Origin of the sequence: Micromonospora echinospora, assembly GCF_014203425.1 — a bacterium.
Lineage (GTDB): Bacteria > Actinomycetota > Actinomycetes > Mycobacteriales > Micromonosporaceae > Micromonospora > Micromonospora echinospora_A.
The window spans coordinates 6,462,839-6,488,110 of record NZ_JACHJC010000001.1 but is presented as its reverse complement, the minus strand read 5'-3'; the positions used below and the strand labels follow the sequence as shown (position 1 = coordinate 6,488,110).

At 73.7% G+C, this 25,272-nt stretch carries 16 protein-coding genes; 15 read left to right on the top strand and 1 reads right to left on the bottom strand.

The genetic code is table 11. The annotated features are described in order from the left end of the window. The 11 genes from lysA to prfA all read left to right on the top strand — a co-directional run bounded on the left by lysA (position 1) and on the right by prfA (position 19,150). A complete protein-coding gene (lysA, locus tag FHU28_RS29160; RefSeq protein ID WP_184688080.1) occupies positions 1-1,386 on the top strand; it encodes a diaminopimelate decarboxylase in 1,386 nt (461 codons plus the stop codon). After that, entirely contained in the window at positions 1,383-2,687 is a 1,305-nt protein-coding gene (locus FHU28_RS29155; RefSeq protein WP_184688078.1) for a homoserine dehydrogenase, read from the top strand. Before lysA ends, FHU28_RS29155 begins: the two co-directional genes overlap by 4 nt. A gap of 112 nt (positions 2,688-2,799) precedes the next feature. Further along, positions 2,800-3,849, top strand: coding sequence for a threonine synthase (gene thrC, locus FHU28_RS29150; RefSeq protein ID WP_184688076.1), 1,050 nt, complete (start codon positions 2,800-2,802; stop codon positions 3,847-3,849). A gap of 1,093 nt (positions 3,850-4,942) precedes the next feature. Beyond that, positions 4,943-8,188: an efflux RND transporter permease subunit gene (locus FHU28_RS29145; RefSeq protein WP_184688074.1), complete on the top strand. Its 3,246-nt coding sequence runs from the start codon at positions 4,943-4,945 to the stop codon at positions 8,186-8,188. A gap of 116 nt (positions 8,189-8,304) precedes the next feature. After that, entirely contained in the window at positions 8,305-9,123 is an 819-nt protein-coding gene (locus tag FHU28_RS29140; protein WP_184688072.1) for a polysaccharide deacetylase family protein, read from the top strand. 9 nt (positions 9,124-9,132) lie between these two features. Beyond that, entirely contained in the window at positions 9,133-10,377 is a 1,245-nt protein-coding gene (locus FHU28_RS29135) for an MFS transporter (protein ID WP_184688070.1), read from the top strand. A 64-nt stretch (positions 10,378-10,441) separates the two neighbouring features. Then, positions 10,442-11,344: a homoserine kinase gene (thrB, locus tag FHU28_RS29130; RefSeq protein ID WP_184688068.1), complete on the top strand. Its 903-nt coding sequence runs from the start codon at positions 10,442-10,444 to the stop codon at positions 11,342-11,344. A gap of 338 nt (positions 11,345-11,682) precedes the next feature. Beyond that, positions 11,683-13,758, top strand: coding sequence for a transcription termination factor Rho (rho, locus tag FHU28_RS29125; protein ID WP_184688065.1), 2,076 nt, complete (start codon positions 11,683-11,685; stop codon positions 13,756-13,758). A gap of 142 nt (positions 13,759-13,900) precedes the next feature. Beyond that, entirely contained in the window at positions 13,901-17,353 is a 3,453-nt protein-coding gene (locus FHU28_RS29120; RefSeq protein ID WP_184688063.1) for a phosphodiester glycosidase family protein, read from the top strand. Between the two features lie 395 nt (positions 17,354-17,748). Beyond that, positions 17,749-17,973 (top strand): 50S ribosomal protein L31, encoded by a 225-nt coding sequence (rpmE, locus tag FHU28_RS29115; RefSeq protein ID WP_184688060.1) that lies wholly within the window; start codon positions 17,749-17,751, stop codon positions 17,971-17,973. Between the two features lie 88 nt (positions 17,974-18,061). Beyond that, on the top strand, positions 18,062-19,150 hold the full coding sequence (prfA, locus tag FHU28_RS29110) for a peptide chain release factor 1 (RefSeq protein ID WP_184688057.1): 1,089 nt from the start codon (positions 18,062-18,064) through the stop codon (positions 19,148-19,150). Between the two features lie 67 nt (positions 19,151-19,217). On the opposite strand, the gene FHU28_RS29105 is transcribed toward prfA, so the two are convergent. Next, the gene (locus tag FHU28_RS29105) at positions 19,218-20,771 is read right to left on the bottom strand and encodes a GGDEF domain-containing protein (protein WP_184688055.1); all 1,554 of its coding nucleotides are present in this window, start codon (positions 20,769-20,771) and stop codon (positions 19,218-19,220) included. 130 nt (positions 20,772-20,901) lie between these two features. Here FHU28_RS29105 and prmC point away from each other — a divergent pair, with 130 nt between their 5' ends. From prmC to FHU28_RS29085, 4 genes are all read left to right on the top strand, one after another. Continuing rightward, positions 20,902-21,792, top strand: a complete 891-nt coding sequence (gene prmC, locus FHU28_RS29100) for a peptide chain release factor N(5)-glutamine methyltransferase (RefSeq protein ID WP_376700883.1) — start codon at positions 20,902-20,904, stop codon at positions 21,790-21,792. Then, positions 21,792-22,436, top strand: coding sequence for an L-threonylcarbamoyladenylate synthase (locus tag FHU28_RS29095; RefSeq protein WP_073829317.1), 645 nt, complete (start codon positions 21,792-21,794; stop codon positions 22,434-22,436). The genes prmC and FHU28_RS29095 overlap by 1 nt, the downstream gene beginning before the upstream one ends. Further along, complete coding sequence (locus FHU28_RS29090) at positions 22,437-23,048, top strand: arsenate reductase/protein-tyrosine-phosphatase family protein (RefSeq protein ID WP_184688050.1); 612 nt, start codon at positions 22,437-22,439, stop codon at positions 23,046-23,048. It abuts the gene before it with no gap. Positions 23,049-23,160: 112 nt separating this feature from the next. Then, complete coding sequence (locus tag FHU28_RS29085) at positions 23,161-25,269, top strand: transglycosylase domain-containing protein (RefSeq protein WP_184688047.1); 2,109 nt, start codon at positions 23,161-23,163, stop codon at positions 25,267-25,269. The last annotated feature ends 3 nt before the right edge of the window (positions 25,270-25,272 follow it).

Below are 25,272 nucleotides of genomic sequence, written 5' to 3'. Positions count from 1 at the left end.
ATGCGGGCACACGAGGCAGGAGCGCTGCACGGCGAGATCGGCAGCCGGGGGCCGGCCTGGCTGCGTCCCCCGGTCGACGTCAACGCCCTGGTGCCGCAGCTGTGGCCGCGCAACGTCGCGCGCGGCCCGGCCGGCGCGCTCACCGTCGCGGGCCTGGACGTCCGCGACCTGGCCGCCGAGTACGGCACCCCGGCGTACGTGCTGGACGAGGACGACCTGCGCGAGCGCTGCCGCGAGTTCCGCGCGGCCTTCCCGGACGCGGACGTCTACTACGCCGGCAAGGCGTTCCTCTGCCGCGCGGTGGTCCGGATGATCGCCGAGGAGGGCCTGTTCCTCGACGTCTGCACGGGCGGCGAGCTGGCCACGGCGTTGTCGGCCGGGATGCCGCCGGAGCGGATGGGCTTCCACGGCAACAACAAGTCGGTGGCGGAGCTGACCCGGGCGGTCGACGCCGGGGTGGGCCGGATCATCGTCGACTCGTTCACCGAGATCGACCGGCTCTCCGAGCTGGCCCGCGAGCGCGGGGTACGCCCGAAGGTGCTGGTCCGGGTCACCGTGGGCGTGGAGGCACACACCCACGAGTTCATCGCCACCGCGCACGAGGACCAGAAGTTCGGCTTTTCGCTCGCGGGCGGGGCCGCCGCCGCGGCCGCGTTCAAGATCCTCGACGAGGACGTGCTGGAGCTGCGCGGCCTGCACTCGCACATCGGCTCGCAGATCTTCGACGCCAGCGGCTTCGAGGTCTCCGCCCGCCGGGTGCTCGCCCTGCAGTCGCAGATCCGCGACGCCCGGGGCGTGGAGCTGCCCGAGCTGGACCTGGGCGGCGGCTTCGGCATCGCGTACACCACCCAGGACGACCCGGCGTCGCCGCACGAGCTGGCGAAGCGGCTGCGCAAGATCGTCGACGGGGAGTGCGCGGCGGAGAACCTGGCCGTGCCGCATCTGTCGGTCGAGCCGGGCCGGGCGATCGTCGGCCCGGCCGTGTTCACGCTCTACGGGGTCGGAACCGTCAAGGACGTGGACGGCCTGCGCACGTACGTGAGCGTGGACGGCGGGATGAGCGACAACATCCGTACCGCGCTCTACGACGCCTCGTACTCGGCGACGATGGCGAATCGCACGTCGTCCGCGCAGCCGATGCTCGCCCGCGTGGTGGGAAAGCATTGTGAGTCCGGGGACATCGTGGTGAAGGATGAATTCCTGCCCGCCGACGTGCAGCCCGGAGATCTTGTTGCGGTGCCCGGCACCGGGGCGTACTGCCGGAGCATGGCCAGCAACTACAACCATGTCCCGCGGCCCCCGGTCGTCGCCGTCCGTGACGGTCGGGCGCGGCTGATCGTCCGCCGGGAGACCGAAGACGACCTGCTGGCATTGGATGTGGGATGACCTCACCGGTTCGCTTGGCGCTGCTCGGCTGTGGCACGGTCGGTAGCGACGTGGTCCGGCTGCTGCACGAGCAGTCGGCCGACCTCGCCGCCCGGATCGGCGCCCCGCTGGAGATCGCCGGGATCGCCGTACGCCGGCTCGGCCGTGACCGCGGTGACCTGCCGGTCGACCCGGCCCTGTTCACCACCGACGCGCTCGGGCTTGTCAAACGCGACGACGTGGACGTGGTGGTCGAGGTTGTCGGCGGCATCGACCCGGCCCGCGGGTGGCTGGTCGAGGCGCTGCGCGCGGGCAAGAGCGTGGTCACCGCCAACAAGGCGCTGCTCGCCGAGGACGGCGCGACGCTGCACGACGCCGCCGCCGAGGGTGGCGCCGACCTCTACTACGAGGCGAGCGTCGCCGGGGCGATCCCGCTGCTGCGCCCCCTGCGCGAGTCGCTGCACGGCGACCGGATCACCCGGGTCACCGGCATCGTGAACGGCACCACCAACTTCATCCTCTCCGCCATGGACGCCACCGGTGCCGGCTTCGCCGAGGCGCTGGAGGAGGCCACCGAGCTGGGGTACGCGGAGGCCGACCCGACGGCCGACGTGGAGGGCTTCGACGCCGCCGCCAAGGCCGCCATCCTCGCCTCGCTGGCGTTCCACACCCGGGTGACCGCCGCCGACGTGCACCGCGAGGGCATCACCGAGGTGACCGCCGCCGACGTGGCCAGCGCCAAGGCCATGGGCTGCACGATCAAGCTGCTCTGCATCGCCGCCCGGGGCGTCGACCCGGGCGGCCGGGAGACGGTGAACGTCCGGGTGCACCCGGCGATGATCCCGCTGACGCACCCGCTCGCCAGCGTGGGCGACGCGTTCAACGCGGTGTTCGTCGAGGCCGACGCGGCCGGGCAGCTCATGTTCTACGGCCGGGGCGCCGGTGGCGCGCCGACCGCCAGCGCGGTGCTCGGCGACGTGGTGGCGGTGGCCCGCAACCGCCTCGCCGGGGTACGCGCGGCGAGCGAGTCGGCGTACGCCGACCTGCCGGTGCGGCCGATGGGCGAGGCGCTCACCCGCTACCACATCAGCCTCGACGTGACCGACCGCCCGGGCGTGCTGGCCGGGGTGGCGGGTGTCTTCGCCCGGCACGAGGTGTCCATCGCCACGGTCCGGCAGGGCCCGGCCGGCGGCGACGCGGAACTGGTTATCGTCACCCACGTCGCGCCCGACGCTGCGCTCGCGGCCACCGTCCGGGAGCTGCGCGGACTGGACATCGTCCGCTCGGTGACGAGCGTGCTGCGGGTGGAGGGCGGCGCGTAACCCGGGCGTCCCGCCTGATGGTTAAGGCAGGGTGTGCCGGTGGCCGGCCGGGCAGGCTGGTCCACGCTGTTGGCAGGCCCCGGAGCGGGGCGACAGAGGCGAGGAGCGCGACATGTGGCGGGGACTGATCGAGGCGTACCGGGACCGGCTGCCGGTCACCGACGCGACTCCCGTCGTCACCCTGCACGAGGGCAACACGCCGCTGCTGCCGGCGCCGGTGCTCTCCGCCCGGGTCGGCGCGGACGTCTGGCTCAAGGTCGAGGGAGCCAACCCGACCGGCTCGTTCAAGGACCGGGGCATGACGGTCGCCGTCTCCAAGGCCGTCGAGGCCGGTGACAAGGCGATCATCTGCGCGTCCACCGGCAACACCAGCGCCTCCGCCGCCGCGTACGCGGCCCGCGCCGGGATCACCTGCGCGGTGCTGGTGCCGCAGGGCAAGATCGCGCTGGGCAAGCTGGCTCAGGCGCTCGTGCACGGCGCGAAGCTGCTCCAGGTGCAGGGCAACTTCGACGACTGCCTCGGGCTGGCCGGCAAGCTCGCCCAGGACTACCCGGTCGCGCTGGTCAACTCCGTCAACATCGACCGGCTGCACGGGCAGAAGACCGCCGCCTTCGAGATCGTCGAGGCGCTCGGCGACGCGCCAGACATTCACTGCCTGCCGGTCGGCAACGCCGGCAACATCACCGCGTACTGGATGGGCTACTCCGAGGACCTGCGCGACGGCAACGCCACGAAGGCCCCCCGGATGTACGGCTTCCAGGCCGCCGGCGCGGCCCCCATCGTCACCGGCCAGGTGGTGCCGGAGCCGTCGACGATCGCCACCGCCATCCGGATCGGCAACCCGGCGAGCTGGACGAAGGCCATCGACGCGCGGGACGCCTCCGGCGGACTGATCTCCGCGGTCACCGACCGGGAGATCCTTTCGGCGTACCGTCTGCTGGCCCGCGAGGTGGGCGTCTTCGTGGAGCTGGGCAGCGCGGCGAGCATCGCCGGCCTGCTCCAGCAGGCTGCCGCCGGCAAGGTGCCGGCCGGTTCGCGGGTGGTGTGCACGGTCACCGGGCACGGTCTGAAGGACCCGGAGTGGGCCATCTCGACCGCGCCCGCGCCGGTGACCATCGCCAACGACGCGCTGGCCGCCGCGCGTTCCCTCGACCTGGCCTGATCTCTCCGTCCCGGCGGCTTCCCCGGCCCGATTCACACCTTCCGGGGCCCTTTGCCGACGCACACTCTGCTGGACCTCACGAGGGCTCCGCGCATCCCTCCCGGACCTCACTTCGAGGGCCTTCTCCGCCCTGATCGCCGCCACTTCGGGGAGGTGGCGGCATCCCACCTCCCTGATCCACGCCTCTTCGGCGCACGTGGCGGCTTCCTCCTTCCTGATCCACGCCACTTCGGGGCACGTGGCGGCATCCTCCGCGCTTGATCGACACCAGTTCCGGGAGGTGGTGGTACCCCCTTCCTTGATCCTCTCCACTTCGGGGTGGTGGTGGTATCCCCTTCCTTGATCCTCTCCACTTCGGGGAGGTGGTGGCATCGGCGTGGGTGGGATGCAGCCACTTCGGCGGGGTGGAGTCGATCAAGGGTGGGCTCGTGGCCGGAAGTGATGTGCTCGGGCGGGCGGGCCGATCGAGGTGGGTGGGGTGGCCGTGCCGCCGCATCAGGTGCCGAGTGGTGGCGGGCCGACCCGACTGTGGCATCCGACCCGCCTCCCGCGCCCGCACTTCGCCTCGCTCCCGTGCTTCCAAAACCGGCATGCAACAGCGCATGGCGCCCCTCGCCCTGGCAGGCGTGCTCTCCCGACACCAGCTCGGGGAGGTGGTGGCATCCCCGAGCTTGATCCACTCCACTTCGGGGTGGTGGTGGGATCGGAGCGGGTGGGATGCAGCCACTTCGGCGAGGTGGAGTGGATCAAGGGTGGGGGTGGTGGCCGAGGGCCGAGTGCCCGGCGGGCCGGTTGAGGTGGGGCGGGGTGGCCACCACCTGAGGGCCGGGTGGGGCTGGGTCGGCCCGAGGGCATCCCCGCCCGCCTCGCGTGTCCGCGCTTCCGGGTCGAACCTTGATCCACTCCACTTCGGGGTGGTGGCGAGGTCGGAGCGGGTGGGATGCAGCCACCCCGGCGAGGTGGATTCGATCAAGGCGGGCACGGGCGACCCCCGAGGGCGGCAATGTCATCGGCTGGGGCGGATGCCGGGAGTGTCGGGGCGTGCGGCAGACTCAGGGCCCCGCAAACCCCTCTTCAGGAGTGAATAACGCCGATGTCGCTGCTCGCCAGATTCAGTCTCGCCAACCGGGGCCTGATCGCCCTCGTCGCGTTGGTGACGACGGCGTTCGGCCTGTTCGCCGTGCCGTCGCTGAAGCAGCAGCTCCTGCCGTCGCTGGAGTTTCCCGCCGCGTTCATCGTGGCGACGTACCCGGGCGCCGCGCCGGAGATCGTCGAGTCCCAGGTCGCCGAGCCGATCGAGAACAGCCTCAAGGGCATCCCGGGCCTGGACAAGGTCACCTCGACCTCGCGCGAGGGCTCGGCCACGGTCCAGGTGCAGTACGAGTTCGGCACCGACCTGGACGACGTCGTGAACAAGATGGAGACGGCGCTCAACCGGATCGACGCCCAGCTCCCCGAGGGCGTCGATCCGCAGGTGATCGCCGGCAGCACCGACGATCTGCCCGCCGTGGTGGTCGCCGCGACCGGTGACGGTGACGAGCGGGCGCTGGCGGAGAAGCTGCGCACCGCCGTCGTGCCGGAGCTGGAGGCGCTGGACGGCGTCCGCTCGGTGGACGTCACCGGCGCCCGGAACCAGGTCGTGACGATCACCCCCGACGCGGCGAAGCTCGCCGCCGCCAGGGTGGCGCCGACAGCCATCGCGTCGGCGCTCAAGAGCAACGGCGTGGCGGTGCCGGCGGGCGCGCTCGCCGACGGTGACCGGTCGCTGCCGGTGCAGGTGGGCACGCCGATCCGTACGCTCGACGACCTGCGCGGCATCGTGCTCACCACGGCGCCCGCCGCCCCGGTACGCCTCGGCGACGTCGCGGCGGTGGAGCAGCAGCTCGCGCCGGCGACCTCGTTGACCCGTACCAACGGCAAGCCCAGCCTCGGCATCGCGGTGACCGCCGCTCCGGACGGCAACGCGGTGGAGATCTCGCACGAGATCCGGGACCGGCTGGACGAGCTGGGCGCCGCCGCGGACGCCGAGCTGACAGTGGTCTTCGACCAGGCCCCGTTCGTCGAGAAGTCCATCGAGAGCCTGACCACCGAGGGCCTGTTGGGCCTGGTCATGGCGGTGGTGGTGATCCTGGTCTTCCTGCTGTCGGTGCGCTCCACGGTGGTCACCGCGGTCTCCATCCCGCTGTCCGTGCTGGTCGCGCTGATCGTGCTCTGGGCCGGCGACTACTCGCTGAACCTGCTCACCCTGGGCGCGCTGACCATCGCGGTCGGGCGGGTGGTGGACGACTCCATCGTGGTGCTGGAGAACATCAAACGGCACCTGGAGTACGGCGAGCCGAAGCGGGACGCCATCCTCACCGCGGTACGCGAGGTGGCCGGCGCGGTGACCGCCTCCACGCTCACCACGGTGGCCGTGTTCGCGCCGATCGCCCTGGTGGGCGGCTTCGTCGGGCAGCTCTTCGCCCCGTTCGCGATCACCGTGACGGTGGCGCTGCTCGCCTCGCTGCTGGTGTCGCTGACCGTCATCCCGGTGCTGGCGTACTGGTTCCTGCGGCCGCGCGGCGGCGCTGACGACGCCGCCGCCCGGCGGGCCGCCGAGGAGAAGGAGCTGCGCAACCCGTTGCAGCGGGCGTACCTGCCGGTGATCGACTTCGCCACCCGCTCCCGGAAGACCCGGTGGGCGACCGTCGGCCTGGGCCTGCTGGTGCTGCTGGGCACGTTCGGGCTGGCGCAGAAGCTGGAGACGAACTTCCTGGACGACTCGGGCCAGGACACGCTCGCCATCCGGCAGGACATGCCGGCCGGCACCTCGCTCGCCGGCACCGACCGGGCCGCCGCGCGGATCGAGGAGGTGCTGCGGCGTACCCGCGGGGTGGAGACCTACCAGGTCAGCGCCGGTGGTGGCGACAATCCGTTCGCCGGCGGCGGCAGCGACCGGGCCACCTGGTCGCTGTCGCTCTCCGACGACACGGACGCCGCGACGGTACGCCAGGGCCTGCGCAAGGAGTTCGACGCGCTCGGCCCGGAGGTCGGCGAGTTGACGTTCGGCGGCGGGCAGAACGCCTCCGCCAACCAGGTCGAGGTGGTGGTGCAGGCCGCCGACCAGGAGACGCTGACCCGGGCCGCCGAGGCGGTACGGGCCGCGATGGCCGAGACGCCGGGCGTGGAGGACGTGACCACCAGCCTGGCCACCCAGGTGCCGCGCGTCGAAGTGACGGTGGACCGGCTGGCCGCGGCCCGCGCCGGGCTCACCGAGGCGGCCGTCGGGCAGCTCGTCGCGCAGACGTACCGGGGTGCGCCGCTCGGCCAGGTCACGCTCGACGGCACGGCCCAGACCGTGGTGCTGAGCAGCGGCGCCCGGCCGCCGCTGACGGTGGAGGAGCTGCGGGCGCTGCCGGTCGGCGCGGTGCCGCTGGACGCGATCGCGGACGTCAACCAGGTCGAGGGCCCGCAGCAGGTGACCCGGATCGACGGCGAGCGCAGCGTCTCGGTCACCGGTACGGCGACCGGCTCGAACCTCGGCGCCACCACGCAGGAGCTGCAGAAGCGGCTGGACGCGCTGGACGTGCCGGGCGCCACGTACGAGATCGGCGGCGTCAGCGCCGACCAGGCGGACGCGTTCGCGGACCTCGGTCTCGCGGTGCTGGCCGCCATCGCGATCGTCTTCCTGATCATGGTGGCCACGTTCCGCAGCCTGACCCAGGCGCTGATCCTGCTGATCTCGGTGCCGTTCGCGGCGACCGGGGCGATCGGGCTGCTGCTGGTCACCGGCACGCCGCTGGGCGTGCCGGCGCTGATCGGCGTGCTCATGCTCGTCGGCATCGTGGTGACGAACGCGATCGTGCTGCTGGACCTGATCAACCAGTACCGGGCCCAGGGCATGGACGTGACCGAGGCCGTGGTCGAGGGTGGTCGCCGCCGGCTCCGGCCGATCCTGATGACAGCCGTCGCCACCATCTTCGCGTTGCTGCCGATGGCGCTGGGGCTGACCGGCGAGGGCGGCTTCATCTCCAAGCCGCTGGCGATCGTGGTGATCGGCGGCCTGCTCAGCTCGACGTTGCTGACGCTGGTGCTGGTGCCGACGCTCTACACGATGGTGGAGCACACCAAGGGCTCGTTCCGGGCCCGGCGCCGGGGTGCCGCGGAGCCGGTCGATCCGGAGCCGGCGGCCGATCCGGTGCCGGTGCCGGTCGGCGGCGGCGAGGAGCGGGCCGAGGAGCGGGCCGGGGCCGCGCCGCCGCAGGCCCGCCCGTCGGGCGCGCTGATCGACGGTACGGACCAGTTCGAGGTGCTCCGCCTGCCCAAGACGCGTCGTTCCCCGCTTCCCCCCACCGAGTGACGGGGTCGGGAGGGGCCCGCGTGGCCCCTCCCGACACCTCGGCGCACGGGGCACACCGGACCCCCGTCCGGCGGTACGCTCGGTGATCTGATTCCTACGTGGGGTGCGGGGGCGCGATGGGGGTCGCGGGCCGGTGGAATCGGCGCACCGTGCTGCGCCGGTCCGCGCTGCTGCTCGGCGGCGCCGCAGTCGGCTCCGCCGCCACCGTCGAGAGCACCTGGGTGGCCGACCGCCGGCTCCCGCTGGCGGGCGGGCCGGCCAGCGCCACGCTCGGCAACGGCCACCAGGACGTCGGTCGCGGCGGGGTCCAGGTCCTCTGGGGCGTACGCACCGACGAACCCCTGGTGGCGCTCACCTTCGACGACGGCCCCCGCCCACAGTGGACGCCGATGGTGCTGGACACGCTGGCCGAGCACCGGGTGCCGGCCACCTTCTTCCTGGTCGGTGAGCGGGCGCGCCGGCACGCCCCGCTGGTCCGGGGCCGGATGGACGGCCACGAGGTCGGCAACCACAGTTGGGCGCACCGCGACCTGGCCCGGATGGACGCCGCGACGGTCTACGACGACCTGCGCCGCAGCCACGACGCGATCGCGGCGGCCACCGGATCGCCCCCGCGCCTGCTCCGCCCGCCCTGGGGGCACCTGGGCGGGGCGGTGCTGTACGCGTCGGCCCGGCTGGACTACCGGCTGGTGCTCTGGACGCTGCAGATGGTCGAGAGCGAGTTCCCGCACGACCCGGCCGGGCACGCCCGGCGGATCGTGGCCGACGTGCGCCCCGGCACGATCGTGCTCGGGCACGACGTGGGCGACGACCGGCGGCTTGTCGCGCTCCGCGGCCTACCCGACATGATCGACGGGTTGCGGGCCCGGGGATACACCTTCGTCACGGTCTCCGACCTGCTGCGCCGAGCTGCCGGCGGGGGAGCGGCCCGATAGGGTGCCCGCGTGTCGCCCACCCTCTCCGTCCTCGTCCGCAACCGCGACTTCCGCCATTTGTTCATCGCTGAGCTGGTGGTGTTCGGCGCGGACTGGTTCGTCATGGTGCCACTGCTGGTGCTGCTGCCGGAACTGACCGGCAGCGGGGTGTGGGGCGCGCTGGTGCTGGCCGTGGACACCGGCACCACCGCGTTGCTGCTGCCGTACGCCGGGACCGTGGCCGACCGGTTCGACCGCCGCAAGGTGATGATGGGGGCGAACGTCGCCGCCCTGGCCGGTGTCCTGCTGCTGCTCGGTGTGCGCAGCTCCGCGACGGCCTGGCTGGCGCTGGCGGCGATCGCGCTGGTGGCGGTGGCGAAGGCATTCTACTCGCCGGCCGCCCAGGCCGCGCTGCCGAACGTGGTCGACCCGGCGGACCTGGCGGCGGCGAACGCGGTCGCCGGCTCGGCCTGGGGCACGATGACAGTGGTCGGCGCCTCGCTCGGCGGCATCCTGAGCGCCGCGTCCGGCCCGTACGTCAGCTTCTGGGTGGCCGCCGCGGGCCTGCTCGCCGCCTTCTTCCTGGCCGCGTCGATCCGCCGGCCGTTGCAGGCGCCGCGCGACCCGGCGGCGGCCGTGCCGCGCACCTGGGCGGCGATCCGGGAGGCGCTGCGCTACATCGTCCAGCGCCCGCGTGTGCTCGCGCTGGTCACCGTGAAGTCGGCGGTCGGCCTGGGCAACGGGGTGCTGACCGTCTTCCCGCTGCTCGCCGGCGTGTACGGCGTCGGCGCGGTCGGCGCGGGCCTGCTCTTCGCCGCCCGGGGCGCCGGGGCCCTGGTCGGCCCGATCCTGATGCGCCGGGTGCTGAGCAACCGGGCCTGGCTGCTCACCGGCCTGGCGCTGTCCATGTCGCTGTACGGCCTGGCCTACCTGGGCGCCTCGGCGGTGTCCTGGTTCCCGTTGGTGCTGGTCCTGGTCTTCCTGGCCCACCTGGGCGGCGGCAGCAACTGGGTGCTGTCCAACTACGCGCTGCAGGGCGAGGTGCCGGACCGGCTGCGCGGCCGGGTCTTCGCCACCGACATGATGCTGGCCACACTCGCCATCGCGGTGAGCCAGCTGGTCGTGGCGCTCGTGGTGGACCGGGTGGACGAGCGCACCGTGCTGGCCGGTTGCGGCCTGGTCACCGTCGTCTACGCGCTCGGCTGGCGGTTCGCGACCCGGCGGCTCTCGCTCACCGACCCGGTGGACGCGCCGGTGCCGGACCGGGCGGGATGACACGTCGGTCTCACGCTCCGGGCGGTACGGCCGGCTTGTCGGTCGGACGCCCTAGCATGAGCCGGTGCCGACGACCTTCATCCCCGGCCCGGTCCAGGTCCGGGTGCCCGCGACCAGCGCCAACCTGGGCCCTGGCTTCGACGCGCTCGGCCTGGCGCTCGGCCGCCACGACGACGTCACGGCCGAGGTGACCGGCGGCGGCGTGCAGGTGTCGGTGACCGGCGAGGGCGCCGGTGAGCTGCCGGCGGACGAGCGGCACCTGATCGTGACCGCTATGCGGGCCACCTTCGACGCGCTCGGCGCGCAGCCGGCCGGCCTGGCGTTGGAGTGCGAGAACCGCATCCCCCAGGCCCGCGGGCTCGGCTCGTCCTCGGCCGCGATCGTGGCCGGGGTGCTGGCGGCCCGCGCGCTGGTGGCCGACGGCGAGCAGCGGATGGACGACGACGCCGCGCTGCGGCTGGCCGCCGAACTGGAAGGGCACCCGGACAACGTCGCGCCCTGCCTGCTCGGGGGCTTCACGATCGCCTGGACGGAGCCGGGTGGCGCTCGGGCGGTCTCGCTGCCGGTGGCGCCGGCCGTGCACCCGACCGTCTTCGTGCCCGCCGAGCGGGGCCTGACCTCGGTGGCCCGGGCCGCGCTGCCGGCCACCGTGCCGCACGCGGACGCGGCGCTCAACGCGGGCCGGGCGGCCCTGCTGGTGCACGCGCTGACGGCCGATCCGGCGCTGCTGCTGCCGGCCACCGTCGACCGGCTGCACCAGGAGCAGCGGGCGCCGGGGATGCCCGCCACCGCGGCGCTGGTCGGCGCGCTGCGTGCGTCGGGTGTGGCGGCTGTGGTCAGTGGGGCGGGCCCGACGGTGCTGGCACTTTCCCAGGTCCCGGTGGGATTCGAGGCGGGAACAGATTGGCGCCGGTGGGAGTTGCCGATAGATGTCAGCGGTGCCCGGGTCATCCGGGGTAGACTTTGACACGCCGAGCGGGGCCCTGTTGCCGCAGGTCGGAAGAGTTGATTACGCTCTAGACCTAGCACAGCCGCGAAGCATGCGATCTTCCTGCGGTTCGGCGCACCCCCGAAGCTCTCGGCGGTCAGCCCGTCACCCCTGCCCAAGGCCCACGCCGCACCGCAGTTTCCACAGGTCGCCGCAGGCGGCGAGACCTGCTCACCGATGGTGGTGAGTCGGGAAACCACCGGCTGCTGTGTCACAGACTCCCGCGACGCGTCCATGCGAGGCGGGTGCACCGAGGCCGCCCGGCCACCTGGTTCCACGACTCCGGGCAGCTCCGGCCTATCGAGGGAAGGAATCCATTGAGCGACACCACCGACGTGACGTCGGATGTTTCCAACGTCGCTGGCGATGCCACCACCGCCGCCCCCACGCGTCGCCGCCGGAGCGGCACCGGCCTGTCGGCGATGCTGCTGCCGGAGCTGCAGAGCCTGGCCGCGTCGCTCGGCATCTCTGGTACGGCCCGCATGCGCAAGGGCGAGCTGATCAGTGCCATCACCGAGCGGCAGCAGGGCGGCGCCGCCGCCGGGACCCCTCGACCGCGCGCCGAGGTAGCGGCCGCGGCTGCTGCTCCCGCCCGTGAGGAGGTGCACGCGGAGGTCCGTGAGGAGCGGGCCGAGGCGCGCCCCGCCGAGCAGGCGCCCGCCGAGGCGACCGAGGGTCGTACCCGTGGCCGCCGCAGCCGGGCCGCCGCCGCGACCACCGAGGCCCGGCCGGCCGAGACGCCGGCGGCCGAGGCGCGGCCGGCCGAGACCCGCGCCGAGGAGGCTCCCGCCGAGACCGGCGAGCGCGCCGAGGGCCGGGGTCGTGAGCGTGCCGAGCGGACCGAGCGCGGCGGCGAGCGTGCCGAGCGGACCGAGCGCGGCGGCGAGCGTGCCGAGCGGACCGAGCGCGGCGGCGAGCGTGCCGAGCGCAACGACCGTGGTGACCGGGCTGAGCGCGGCGACCGTGGTGACCGGGCCGAGCGCGGTGGCGACCGCAACGAGCGTGCCGACCGGGGCGAGCGTGCGGAGCGCAACGACCGCAACGACCGCAACGACCGCAACGACCGCAACGATCGGGGCGACCGCAACGACCGCAACGACCGGGGTCAGCGCGCCGAGCGGGACAACGACGGCGACGACGACGAGGGCGGCGGCCGGCGGGGCCGGCGCAGCCGGTTCCGGGACCGCCGTCGCGGCCGTGGCGAGCGGGGCGAGGGCGACAGCGGTGGCGGTGGCGGCCGCGAGCCGCAGGTCGGCGAGGACGACGTGCTCGTCCCGGTCGCCGGCATCATCGACGTGCTCGACAACTACGCCTTCGTCCGGACCACCGGCTACCTGGCCGGCCCGAACGACGTGTACGTCTCGATGTCCCAGATCAAGAAGTACGGCCTGCGCCGCGGTGACGCGATCACCGGCGCCGTGCGGGCCGCGCGGGACGGCGAGCAGCGGCGCGACAAGTACAACCCGCTCGTCCGGCTGGACACCATCAACGGGATGGAGCCGGACGAGGCGAAGCGCCGGCCGGAGTTCTACAAGCTCACCCCGCTCTACCCGCAGGAGCGCCTGCGGCTGGAGACCGAGCCGCACATCCTCACCACCCGGGTGATCGACCTGGTCATGCCGATCGGCAAGGGCCAGCGGGCGCTCATCGTGTCGCCGCCGAAGGCCGGTAAGACGATGGTGCTGCAGGCGATCGCGAACGCGATCACCCGCAACAACCCGGAGTGCCACCTGATGGTGGTGCTGGTCGACGAGCGGCCCGAAGAGGTCACCGACATGCAGCGCTCGGTGAAGGGCGAGGTCATCGCGGCCACGTTCGACCGTCCGCCGCAGGACCACACCACGGTGGCGGAGCTGGCGATCGAGCGGGCGAAGCGCCTGGTCGAGCTGGGGCACGACGTGGTCGTGCTGCTCGACTCGGTGACCCGGCTCGGCCGGTCGTACAACCTGGCGGCGCCGGCCAGCGGCCGGATCATGTCGGGTGGTATCGACTCCACCGCGCTCTACCCGCCCAAGCGGTTCCTCGGCGCGGCGCGCAACATCGAGAACGGCGGCTCGCTGACCATTCTCGCCACCGCGCTGGTGGAGACCGGGTCCATGGCGGACACGGTCATCTTCGAGGAGTTCAAGGGCACCGGTAACGCCGAGCTGAAGCTGGACCGGAAGATCGCCGACAAGCGGGTCTTCCCGGCGATCGACATCAACCCCTCCGGCACCCGCAAGGAGGAGGTCCTGCTCGCGCCGGAGGAGCTGGCGATCATCCACAAGCTCCGCAAGGTGCTGCACTCGCTGGACTCGCAGGCGGCGCTCGACCTCCTGCTGGACCGGCTCAAGCAGTCCCGTACCAACATCGAGTTCCTGATGCAGATCGCGAAGTCCACTCCGGGCGAGTGAGCTGCCGGACGGCGAACGAGGGGCACGGCCGAATGCGGCCGTGCCCCTCGTCGCGTTCCCGGCACCGCCCACGGTGAAGTTTTCCTTCGGTTCAGCCGAGAGGTATTGAAACTTCTGTTCATCGTCGGGTTGACTGTCGTCCATGCGAACCCGCAGTCGACCCGCCCGCCTCGCCGGCGTCCTGCTGCTGACGCCGTTGCTGACCATCACCGCGCCGACGCCGTCCGCCGCGACGGCCGCCGGGCCGTCGCCCGTCGCGCCGCCGGCCGCCACCGCCGCCGAGGACGCGCCACGCGCCTCGTCCCGTCCCGACCCCGCCGTCGCGCTGGCCGGTGTGGAGCCGGCCGGCGGCCTGGAGACCGCCAAGAGCACCCGGCCGGTCGCGCCCGGCCTGAACCTGACCTCCTTCGACAGGTACGACGCGGCCGGCTGGCTGCGCGCCGATGCGCTCACCGCGGATCTGAGCGGTGGGCTGACCGTGGACTACGTGAACTCGGGCGAGGTGACGCGGGACGAGCCGCTGCGCGCCGCGGTGGACCGGTCCCGCGCGGTAGCGGCGGTGAACGGCGACTTCTTCGACATCAACGCCTCCGGCGCCGCCCAGGGCGTCGGCATCCGCTCCGGCGAGCTGGTGCAGTCGCCGATCGCCGGGCACCCCAACGCGGTGGGCGTCAGCGCCCAGGGCATCGGCCGGGTCGTCGAGGTCGGCTTCGAGGGCGCCGCGACGCTGCCCACCGGGCCGGTGCCGCTCACCCAGTTCAACAACATGGTGCAGCGCGACGGCGTGGGCGTCTTCACGCCGCTCTGGGGCTCGTACACCCGCAAGCGGGCCGTGGAGGGCGCGGCCCGGACGGTCGAGGTGACGCTGACCGGCGGCCGGGTGGCGAGCGTGGCCGCCACGGCGGGCGAGGGTCCGATCCCGGCCGGCAGCACCGTGCTGCTCGGCCGCGAGGCCGGCGCCGACGCGCTCGCCGCGCTGCGTCCCGGCGACGAGGTGGACGTGTCCTGGCGGCCGCGGACCTCCGACGGCGGTGACCTGCGCGCCGCGGTGGGCGGCGGCAACGTGCTGGTCCGCGACGGCGTGGTGCAGGCCATCGCCGACCAGTCGCTGGCTCCGCGTACCGCTGTCGGCTTCTCTGCCGACGGACGCAAGATGATCATGCTGACGGTGGACGGTCGGCAGGTGGACAGCCGTGGCGTCACCCAGACCGAGATGGGCCGCATGATGGCCGAGCTGGGCGCCGCGAACGCGCTCAACCTCGACGGCGGCGGCTCGTCCACGCTGCTGGCCCGGGAGCCGGGCGCGGCCACGGTCCAGGTGGAGAACAGCCCGTCCGACGGCAGCGAGCGGCCGGTGCCCAACGGGCTCGCCGTCTACGCCCCGAAGGGCAGCGGCCGGCTCACCGGCTACTGGCTGGAGACCGCCAGCGACCCGACCGCCGCGCCGGGCGTGGCGCCGGTGCGCGGCGGCCGACCGGACCGGGTCTTTCCCGGCCTCACCCGCCGGCTCACCGCCGCCGGTTACGACGAGACGTACGGCCCGGCCGCCGGCGAGCCGCGCTGGCACGCCACCCACGGACGGGTGGACGGCGACGGGGTGTTCCGGGCCGCCGTCCCCGGCCGGAGCACTGTCACCGCGGCGCGCGGACGCGCCCGGGGCACGATCGAGCTGACAGTGCTCGGTCCGCTGGCGCGGATCGACGGCACCGTCGACCGGGTCGGCCTGGACCGGGCCGGCGACAGCGGCCTGTTCGGCGTGGTCGGCTACGACGCCGAGGGCAACACCGCGCCGATCGAGCCGGCCGACCTGAAGCTGGAGTACGACAGCGACCTGCTCTCGGTCACCCCCACCGCCGACGGCAACCTGTCCGTCGAGGCGCTCCGCGAGACCGGCTCGGCGCTGGTCACCGCGCGGGTCGGCAACCACAGCACGGTCCTGCCGGTGACTGTCGGGCTCACCGACGTGCCGGTGGCCGGCTTCGACGACGCCGCGTCGTGGAAGTTCAGCCAGGCCCGCGCCTCCGGTGCGGTCGCGCCGGCCGAGGGGCACACCGGCACCGGGCTGCGGATGTCGTACGACTTCGGCCAGTCCACCGGCACCCGGGCCGCGTACGCCGACCCGCCGGCCTGGATCGACGTGCCCGGCCAGCCGCAGGCGTTCGGTATGTGGATCAAGGCCAACGGCACCGGCGAGTGGCCCAGCCTGCACCTGCACGACGCGCAGGACACCCAGTTCGTGCTCCGCGGCCCGTACCTGGACTGGACCGGCTGGAAGTACGTCGAGTTCGCCGTACCGCCCGGCGTGCAGTACCCGGTGCGGGTGCGCCGGTTCTACGTGGCCGAGACCGACCCGGCCAAGCAGTACCGCAGCGAGGTGGTCCTCGACGACCTGGTCGCCCGGGTGCCGCCGGACGTGCAGGCGCCGCCGGAGCCGAACCGCACCGACCGGGTGGTGGTGCGCGACGGCACCGTGGACGGGGCGCCCTGGCGCTTCGCGGTGCTCTCCGACGCCCAGTTCGTCGCCGCGAACCCGGACAGCGACCTGGTCGCCCAGGCCCGCCGTACGCTGCGCGAGGTCCGCGCCGCCCGGCCGGACTTCCTGATCATCAACGGTGACTTCGTGGACACCGCCTACCCGGCGGACTTCGCGCTGGCCAAGCGCATCCTGGACGAGGAACTGGGCGGCGAGGTGCCGTACCACTACGTACCGGGCAACCACGAGATCATGGGCGCGCCGATCGACAACTTCCGCAGCGTCTTCGGGGACACCTCGCGCGTCTTCGACCACCGGGGCACCCGGTTCCTCACGCTGAGCACCGCCACCGGGTCGCTGCGCGGCGGCGGGTTCGACCAGGTGGAGCTGCTGCGCCGGACGCTCGACCAGGCCGCCGCCGACCGCTCGGTGGGCTCGGTGGCGGTGCTGTTCCACCACCCGCCGCGCGACCCGAGCCCGGCCAAGGCCAGCCAGCTCGGCGACCGGAAGGAAGCGGCGCTGGTCGAGCAGTGGCTGGCCGACTTCCAGCACCGCACCGGCAAGGGCGCGCTGATGGTCAACGGCCACGTCGGCACGTTCCACGCCGACCGGGTGGACGGCGTGCCGTACGTGATCAACGGCAACTCGGGCAAGGACCCGTCCACCCCGGCCGCGCTCGGCGGGTTCACCGGCTGGACCGAGTTCGGGGTGGACCCGGTGACGCCCGGCGAGGCCGAGCGGGCCCGGCGTGACCCGCTGGCCGAAGGGCCGCGGTGGGTGGGCGCGGAGATGCACGCCCACGTCGACCGGCTCGCGCTGACCGCGCCCGCGCAGGCGCGCCAGGGCTCGCCCGTGGACGTCACTGCCACGCTCACCCAGCCCAGCGGCCGGCAGGTGCCGGTGGCCGCGCCGGTCAGCGCCGACTGGTCCGGCTCGCCGAACCTGCACATCGGGGGTGCCGCGGGCGTACGGCCCTGGCACGTGGCCCGGTTCGACCCGGCCACCGGCCGGCTGACCGCGCTGCGTCCCGGCGCGCAGATCCTGCTGGCGGTGACAGTCAACGGCGTGAAGGCCGAGACGACGGTGACCACCGCCGCAGCGGTCCGCGCCCCCGCGGCCTGACCCGGGGCCGGGGCTCCTCATCCTGGGGGAGGAGCCCCGCCCCCGCACCCCCCGCCGCCCGCCCTCCCCGCCCGCCTTGCTCCGCTGATCATGAAGTTGGCCTGGACAAAAGCGACAGGAATTGCCGCCAAGTTCATGATCGCCGGGCTGAGGGCGGGTGGGGGCGGGTGGGGGCGGGTGAGGGCGAGCGAGGAGGGTGGGTGTGGGTGGGGTGGGTGTGGGAATGCCGGAGTGTGGGCGGGCGTTACGGGTGGCGGACCTCCTGTGCCGGGTGGGCGAGCCCCATGGCACACTGGTCAATCGGCCACCGGTTCCGGTTCACGCCCGAGCCCGTCGCGGACGACGGGGAGCACCGACGGCGACCCGGCGACCACCGACGAAAGGACCGAGGCGACATGAAGCCCAACATCCACCCGGAGTACGCGACCACCGAGGTCCGCTGCTCCTGCGGCAACTCCTTCACGACCCGCAGCACCGCCAAGGGCGGCGCCATCAGCGTCGAGACCTGCAGCGCCTGCCACCCGTTCTACACCGGTAAGCAGCGCGTGCTGGACACCGCCGGCCGGGTCGCGAAGTTCCAGCAGAAGTACGCCAAGGTTCAGGCCAAGAAGGCCAAGTAGCTCCGTCGACGACGCCCGTGTCCGGCTCCCGCCGGACACGGGCGTTCGTCCGTTTGCGCCGGTTTAATCCCCAAGGAGCATCCGCAGCATGAGCAGTGAGCGCCTGGCCGCCCTCCTCGACGAGTACGCCGAGCTGGAGCGGCGGCTGGCCGACCCGGCCCTCCACGCCGACCAGGGCACCGCCCGGCGGGTCGGCCGTCGGTACGCCGAACTGGTCCCGCTGCACAAGGCGGCCGGCGAGCTGGAGCAGGCCCGCGCCGACCTGGCCGCCGCGCGCGAGCTGGCCGCTGAGGACGCGACGTTCGCCACCGAGGCGGAGGCCATCGCCGCCTCCCTGCCGGCGCTGGAGGAACGGCTCGCGGAACTGCTCATCCCGCGCGACCCGCACGACGCCAAGGACGTGATCGTCGAGATCAAGGCCGGCGAGGGCGGCGAGGAGTCCGCGCTGTTCGCCGGGGACCTTCTGCGGATGTACACCAGGTACGCCGAACGGCACGGCTGGGTCACCGAGGTGATCGACGCCCAGGACTCCGACCTGGGTGGTGTCAAGGACGTCTCGCTGGCGATCAAGAGCAAGGGCGTTCCGGAGGGCGGGAACGGGGTCTGGTCCCGGCTCAAGTGGGAGGGCGGCGTGCACCGGGTGCAGCGCGTCCCGGTGACCGAGTCGCAGGGCCGGATCCACACCAGCGCGGCGGGCGTGCTGGTGCTGCCCGAGGCGGAGGACGTCGACGTCACCATCGACCCGAACGAGCTGCGCATCGACGTGTTCCGCTCGTCCGGCCCCGGTGGCCAGTCGGTGAACACCACCGACTCGGCGGTACGGATCACCCACGTGCCGACCGGCATCGTGGTCTCCTGCCAGAACGAGAAGTCGCAGCTGCAGAACCGCGAGCAGGCCATGCGCATCCTGCGTGCCCGGCTGCTCGCCGCGGCCCAGGAGCAGGCCGACGCGGCGGCGTCGGACGCCCGTAAGGCGCAGGTCCGCACCGTGGACCGCTCCGAGCGGATCCGCACCTACAACTTCCCGCAGAACCGGATCACCGACCACCGCATCGGCTACACCGCGTACAACCTGGACCTGGCGCTGGCCGGCGAGCTGGACGGGGTGCTCGACGCGCTGGCCGAGGCGGACCGCGCAGCCCGCCTGGCCGGCGAGACCGAGCTGTCCCGCCGCTGACCGCTGGGGTGTTGAGCGGGGGCCCCTCCTCTACCGGAGGCGTTAACAGGGGGCCCCTCCTTACCGCTCAGCTCGCGCGCGGTCGCGCCTTGGCGCGCAGCATCTCCCGGTCGGCCAGCTCGAACGCGGTGCCGAGCGCCTCCCGCACGCTCACAGTGGTGCTGCCGTCGACCTCGGCGAAACCGATGGTCACCCCGACCGGGGTGCCCGGCACCAGGGACTCCCAGTCCTCGGTGCGGACGGCCGCCTCGATCCGCCGGGCCACCTCGACCGCCTCCGGCATGACGGTGTCGGGCAGCACCACGACGAACTCGTCGCCGCCGTAGCGGGCCACGAAGTCGCCGCGCCGCATCACCCGGTTGATCACCCCGGCCACCCGTTGCAGCACCAGGTCGCCGGAGTGGTGGCCGTGGCGGGTGTTCACCGCCTTGAACCCGTCGAGGTCGCAGACGCCGATCACCACCCGCTCGCCCCGGGACACCACAGCGCCCAGGTAGCGCTCCAGCCGGCGCCGGTTGGGCAGGCCGGTGAGCGGGTCGGTGAGCGCCTCGCCCTCGTACCGGGCCGCCTCGCGGCGCATCTCCTCGTGGTCGATCCGGGCGGCGATGCCGTCGATGTAGACGTCCCGCAGCCGGTCGCTGCGCCGCGCGGCCAGCCGGAACGCGTGCCGGTCGGCCCGGTGCGCGCCCGCGTGGTCGCCGGCCCGGGCCAGCGCGACGCTGCGCAGCCGGGGCGCCTCGGCCGCGCCGAGTGTCTCGTCGGAGACCTGGAGCGCGTCCAGCCGGGTGACCGCCTCGATCGGGCGGTCGGCGGCGACGGCCAGGCAGACCTGACCGAGCTGGCGCAGGTCGCGGGCGCGGGCGCTGTCGCCGCCGTGGCCGAGCAGCCGTTTCGGGTCGGCGTCCCCGGCGGACTCCACCCGGTCGCCGAGCGCGGCCCGCCGGGCGGCGGCGTAGCCGTACGCGGCGAGGCTGCTGGGGCGCAGGTTGCCGGCCCGCCCGCCGCGCAGGAACCGGGCCAGGTCACCGGCGACGTCGCGCAGCACCCGCAGGCAGCCGTCGCTGTCGCCGTTGTGGTCGAGCGCCACCGCGTTGCGCAGCCGGATCCCCGGCGCGGCGAACGTCTCCTCCGGAATGCCGGCGCTGAGCCCCACCTCGCGGGCGCGCTCGATCGCGCCCAGCGCGTGGCCGTGGAAACTCAGGTACGAGTACGCCATCGCGAGGTCGTGCCAGCCCCAGGCGGTGTCCCGGTCCGGCGTGTCGTCGGCGCCCAGCGCGCGGGCGGCCCGGACCAGGTGCATCACGCACCGGTCCAGCGCGCCCTGGTGGTGGGCGGCGAGCGCGGCGAGCGCGTTGAGGTGCCCGTGCAGGTAGGGCTCGGCGAGGTCGCGTACGGCGGCGGAGGCGTCCTCGACGGCGCGGGTGAACTCGGCGGTCCGGCCGAGATTGATCAGCGCGGACAGCCGCTGCACGAGCGCGTCGGCGCGGGCGTACGGGTCGTCGGTGGTGCGGATGACGCGGTCGAGCAGGGCGCAGGCCTCCGCTGACCGGCTGGCCTCCTGCAGTGACCGAGCGCGTCGGAGAGCGTCAACCTGGTCCTCGACCTGGTCGAGCCAGCCCACTCGCGACCTCCCTGCCGTGTGCGCCCGGACGCACCCGCTCGTGAGGTGGGCCGCGACGCTTCATGATTATTGCGTGACAGCACTCCCGCAACACCCGTCCGAAGGGACAGAACGCGAACGGCCCTCGCTGGTGATCGCCCGGGTGGCCCGGGCGCTCGCGGCGGCGGGCGTCGAGGCGCCGCGCGCCGAGGCCGAGCAGCTGGCCGCGTACGTCCTCCAGGTGCCGCGCGGCCGGCTGGCGCTGGCCGACGGCTTCACCCCGGCGCAGCGCGACCGCCTGGACGCGCTGGTCGGACGGCGGGTGACCCGGGAGCCGTTGCAGCACCTGATCGGCACGGCGGGCTTCCGGCTGCTGGAGCTGGCGGTCGGGCCGGGCGTGTTCGTGCCCCGCCCGGAGACCGAACTGCTGGCCGGCTGGGGGATCGAGCGGGCCCGGGAGCGTCGGGCGCCGCTCGTGGTCGACCTGTGCAGCGGCTCCGGCGCGATCGCCCTGGCCGTGGCGCAGGAGGTGCCCTCGGCCCGGGTGGTGGCTGTGGAACGGTCCCCGGCCGCGCTGGCGTGGCTGCGGCGCAACGCGGCCGACCGGGCCGCCGCGGGGGACCGGCCGGTCGAGGTGGTGGCCGCCGACGTGACCGGTCCGGAGCTGCTGGCCGACCTGACCGGGCGGGTCGACGTGCTGCTCTGCAACCCGCCGTACGTGCCGAGGTCGGTGACGGTGCCGCCGGAGGTGGCCGGACACGACCCGGACGAGGCGGTCTTCGGCGGCGCGGACGGGCTGGACGTGATCCGCCCGGTGGTGCGCCGGGCCGCCGCGCTGCTGCGCCCGGGCGGCGAGATCGGGATCGAGCACGACGACACGCACGCGACGGCGGTGCCCGCGCTGCTGCGCGGCGACGGCCGCTACGACCGCGTCGAGGAGCACCGGGACCTGGCCGGGCGGCCCCGCTGGGCGAGCGCGTCCCGGCGGGCGGACGGCACCCACGCCGAGACCGCCCGGGCGTGGCAGACTGACTCCTCGTGATGCTCTACGACTGTCGGTCGCCCGCCGACCGGGACCGCGGCATCGCCGCTGCCATCGAGGCGGTCAAGAACGGGGAACTCGTCGTCCTGCCGACCGACACGGTCTACGGCATCGGGGCGGACGCGTTCACGCCGTACGCGGTGAAGGCCCTGGCGGACACCAAGGGCGGCGCCCGGCAGGCGCCCCCGGTGCTCATCGGCTCCCGGCACACGCTCGACGGCCTGGTGTTCTCGCTGCCCGGCGCGGCCCGCGACCTGGTCGAGGCGTTCTGGCCGGGCGCGCTGACGATCGTGGTGGAGCACTCGCCGAGCCTGGCCTGGGATCTGGGCGACAGCAGCGGCACGGTGGCGGTACGGATGCCGCTGCACCCGGTGGCGCTGGAGGTGCTGCGGGAGACCGGGCCGATGGCAGTGGCGTCGGCCAACAAGGTCGGCCAGCCGGCCGCGCTCACCGCCGAGGAGGCGCGTGACCAGCTGGGCTACGGCGTCCGGGCCTATCTGGAGGCCGGGCCGGCGGTGGACCCGGTGCCGAGCACCATCGTCGACCTGACCGGCGACGTGCCGCGGGTGCTGCGCGAGGGCGCGGTGACGCTGGCGAAGCTGCGGGAGGTCGTGCCGGACATCCTCGACGAGCGGGGGGTCTGAGTGCCGCCCTTCACCGTCCTGCACGTCTGCATGGGCAACATCTGCCGGTCGCCGATGGCCGAGCGGCTGCTGCTGCTCGCGGTCCGGGAGCGGCTGGCCCGCCTCGACGTCGAACCGGCCGGGTCGGACGCCCTCGTGCACAGCCACAGCGCCGGCACCGGCGGCTGGCACGCGGGGGAGGAGATGAATCCGCCGGCCGCCCGCCAGGTGATCTCGCGCGGCGGCGACACCGAGGGGTTCGCCGCCCGGCGGCTGCGTTCCGACCTGATCGACGCCGCCGACCTGGTGCTCACCGCCACCGCCGACCAGCAGGAGTACGTGGTGGCGTTGCGGCCGGACGCCGCCGCGCGCACGTTCGTGCTGGGTGAGTTCGGCCGCCTGCTCGGCGGGCTGGACCGGTCCGCCCTGCCGCCGGCCGAGCCCACGCCGGACGCCGTGTACGCGCGCGGCGTCGCGCTGGTGGCGGCCGCCGACGCGGCCCGGCAGAACGCCTCCGCGCTGCCCACCGACGATCTGGACGACCCGTGGGGCCGGGGCGACCAGTGCTTCAGCCGGGTCGCGGACGAGATCGAGGAGACGGTGCAGCCGCTGGCTGCCGCGCTGTTGCCCTGAGATTCATCCTTCCTCGCGAACTTCCTGCGCCTTTCTCGGAAGGTGGCGGTAAAAGCGAACATTCCGGTCATTCTGAACAGGTCCGTACGGCCGGCTCCTGCGGGGAGAGCTGATGAACCGGGCCTATCTCAACAAGCTGTTCACCGTTGTGCTCGCCGGCGTGCTCGCCGGGCTGGTCCTGGCCGTCGCGGCGCTGCCGGCCGCGCTGGTCTTCGGGCTGGGCCTGAAGAACCTGATGCCGTACACCGCGCTGCCGGAGGCGCTCAAGGCGCCACAGCCGGCGCAGCGCTCCAACCTGTACGCCAACGACGGCCGCACGCTCATCACCTCGTTCTACGTCGAGGACCGGGTGGACGTGCCGGTCGCCGAGGTGGCGCCGGTGATGCGCGACGCCATCGTGGCCGCCGAGGACGTGCGCTTCTACGAGCACCACGGCGTCGACGTGCGCGGCGTCGCGCGGGCGTTCACCGCCAACCGCCGCGAGGGCACCCGCCAGGGCGCCTCCACGCTGACCATGCAGTACGTGCGCAACGCGCTGGCCGGGGACCCCCGGCTGACCGAGGAGCAGCGCGCCGCCGCCACCGAGATCACCGTCGGACGCAAGATCCGCGAGATGCGGTACGCGCTGACGCTGGAACGGCAGGTCGGCAAGGACGAGATCCTCGGGCGCTACCTGAACATCGCGTACTTCGGCGCCGGGGCGTACGGCATCGCCGCCGCCAGCAAGCGCTACTTCGCCACGACGCCGGACCGGCTCACGCTGGCCCAGGCCGCCCTGCTCGCCGGGCTGGTCCGGTCCCCGGCGGACGACCCGATCAACGGCGACGCCGACTCGGCGGTGCAACGGCGGGCGTACGTGCTGGACCGGATGGTGGAGACCGGCCGGGCGAGCGCGGCCGACGCCGAGGCGGCGAAGGCGACGGAGCTGGCCCTCAAGCCCAACACCACCCCGAACGACTGCGCCGCGGTGCCCGCCGACCACAACGACTGGGGATTCTTCTGCGACTGGTTCACCCAGTGGTGGAACGCCCAGCCGGCGTTCGGCAAGACCGTGGACGAGCGGCAGCGCACGCTGCGCCGCGGCGGCTGGTCGATCGTGTCCTCACTCGACCCGGACGTGCAGGCCAAGGCGAGTGAGCAGGTGCGGGAGGTCTACCCGGAGACGATCGCGCGCGCCGCGCCGACCGCTGTGGTGCAACCGGGCACCGGACGGGTGCTGGCCATGGCGGTGAACCGCACGTACGGCGTGGCCGCGAACCCGGACGGGCAGCAGAACTACCCGAACACTGTCAACCAGCTGGTGGCCGGCGGTGGCGGCATCACCGGCTACCAGGCGGGCTCGACGTTCAAGCTGTTCGCCCTGCTGGCCGCGCTGGAGTCCGGGCTGCCGCTGGACACCGTGTTCGACGCGCCGCGCGTCTACGTCACCCAGTACCCGGTCGGCGCCGGCCCTGCCAGCTGTGGCGGCCGGTGGTGCCCGGCGAACGCCAACACCTACTGGATGGACGGCGACCGGGACATGTGGGACGCGTTCGGCCGGTCGGTGAACACGTACTTCGCCTGGCTGACCGAGCGGGTCGGCGCGGACCGGGTGGTCGAGATGGCCCAGCGGCTGGGCATCGTGTTCCGCGCCCCGCAGGACGAGCGGATGGCCCGCGAGGGCGCCAAGAGCTGGGGGCCGTTCACGCTCGGCGTCTCCGCCACCACGCCGCTCGACCTGGCCGGCGCGTACGCCGCGGTGGCCGCCGAGGGCACCTGGTGCCGGCCCACGCCGGTCACCTCCATCGCCGACCCGTCCGGCCGGAAGATCGCCGCCGGGAACACCGACTGCCGGCAGGTGCTCGACACCGAGGTCGCCCGCGCGGCGGCCGACGCCAGCCGCTGCCCGGTCGGCGACCAGTCCATGTACCGGCGCTGCGACGGCGGCACGGCCGAGGAGTTGGCCCCGGGCCTGCGCCGTCCGGTGGCCGGCAAGACCGGCAGCTCGGAGCGGAACGCCACGGAGACGGTTGTCGCGTTCACCCCGCAGCTCTCGGTGGCGACGATCGCCGCGAACCCGGACGACCCCCGGGACGCGGTCGGCGGCGGCGTGCAGAAGCGGCAGATCGCCGCGGTGGGCCGCATCCTCGCGTGGGCGCTGCGCGACGAGCCGGTACGCGACTTCGTCCCGCCCGGCGAGGCCGTCGCCTTCCAGCACACCAGCCCTCGCACCGGCGACTGAGAG

Bases quoted from the DNA above. Each gene is read 5' to 3' on its own strand.
- lysA (WP_184688080.1), top strand. From the start codon at position 1: ATGCGGGCACACGAGGCAGGAGCGCTGCACGGCGAGATCGGCAGCCGG.
- FHU28_RS29155 (WP_184688078.1), top strand. From the start codon at position 1,383: ATGACCTCACCGGTTCGCTTGGCGCTGCTCGGCTGTGGCACGGTCGGT.
- thrC (WP_184688076.1), top strand. From the start codon at position 2,800: ATGTGGCGGGGACTGATCGAGGCGTACCGGGACCGGCTGCCGGTCACC.
- FHU28_RS29145 (WP_184688074.1), top strand. From the start codon at position 4,943: ATGTCGCTGCTCGCCAGATTCAGTCTCGCCAACCGGGGCCTGATCGCC.
- FHU28_RS29140 (WP_184688072.1), top strand. From the start codon at position 8,305: ATGGGGGTCGCGGGCCGGTGGAATCGGCGCACCGTGCTGCGCCGGTCC.
- FHU28_RS29120 (WP_184688063.1), top strand. From the start codon at position 13,901: ATGCGAACCCGCAGTCGACCCGCCCGCCTCGCCGGCGTCCTGCTGCTG.
- rpmE (WP_184688060.1), top strand. From the start codon at position 17,749: ATGAAGCCCAACATCCACCCGGAGTACGCGACCACCGAGGTCCGCTGC.
- prfA (WP_184688057.1), top strand. From the start codon at position 18,062: ATGAGCAGTGAGCGCCTGGCCGCCCTCCTCGACGAGTACGCCGAGCTG.
- FHU28_RS29095 (WP_073829317.1), top strand. From the start codon at position 21,792: ATGCTCTACGACTGTCGGTCGCCCGCCGACCGGGACCGCGGCATCGCC.
- FHU28_RS29085 (WP_184688047.1), top strand. From the start codon at position 23,161: ATGAACCGGGCCTATCTCAACAAGCTGTTCACCGTTGTGCTCGCCGGC.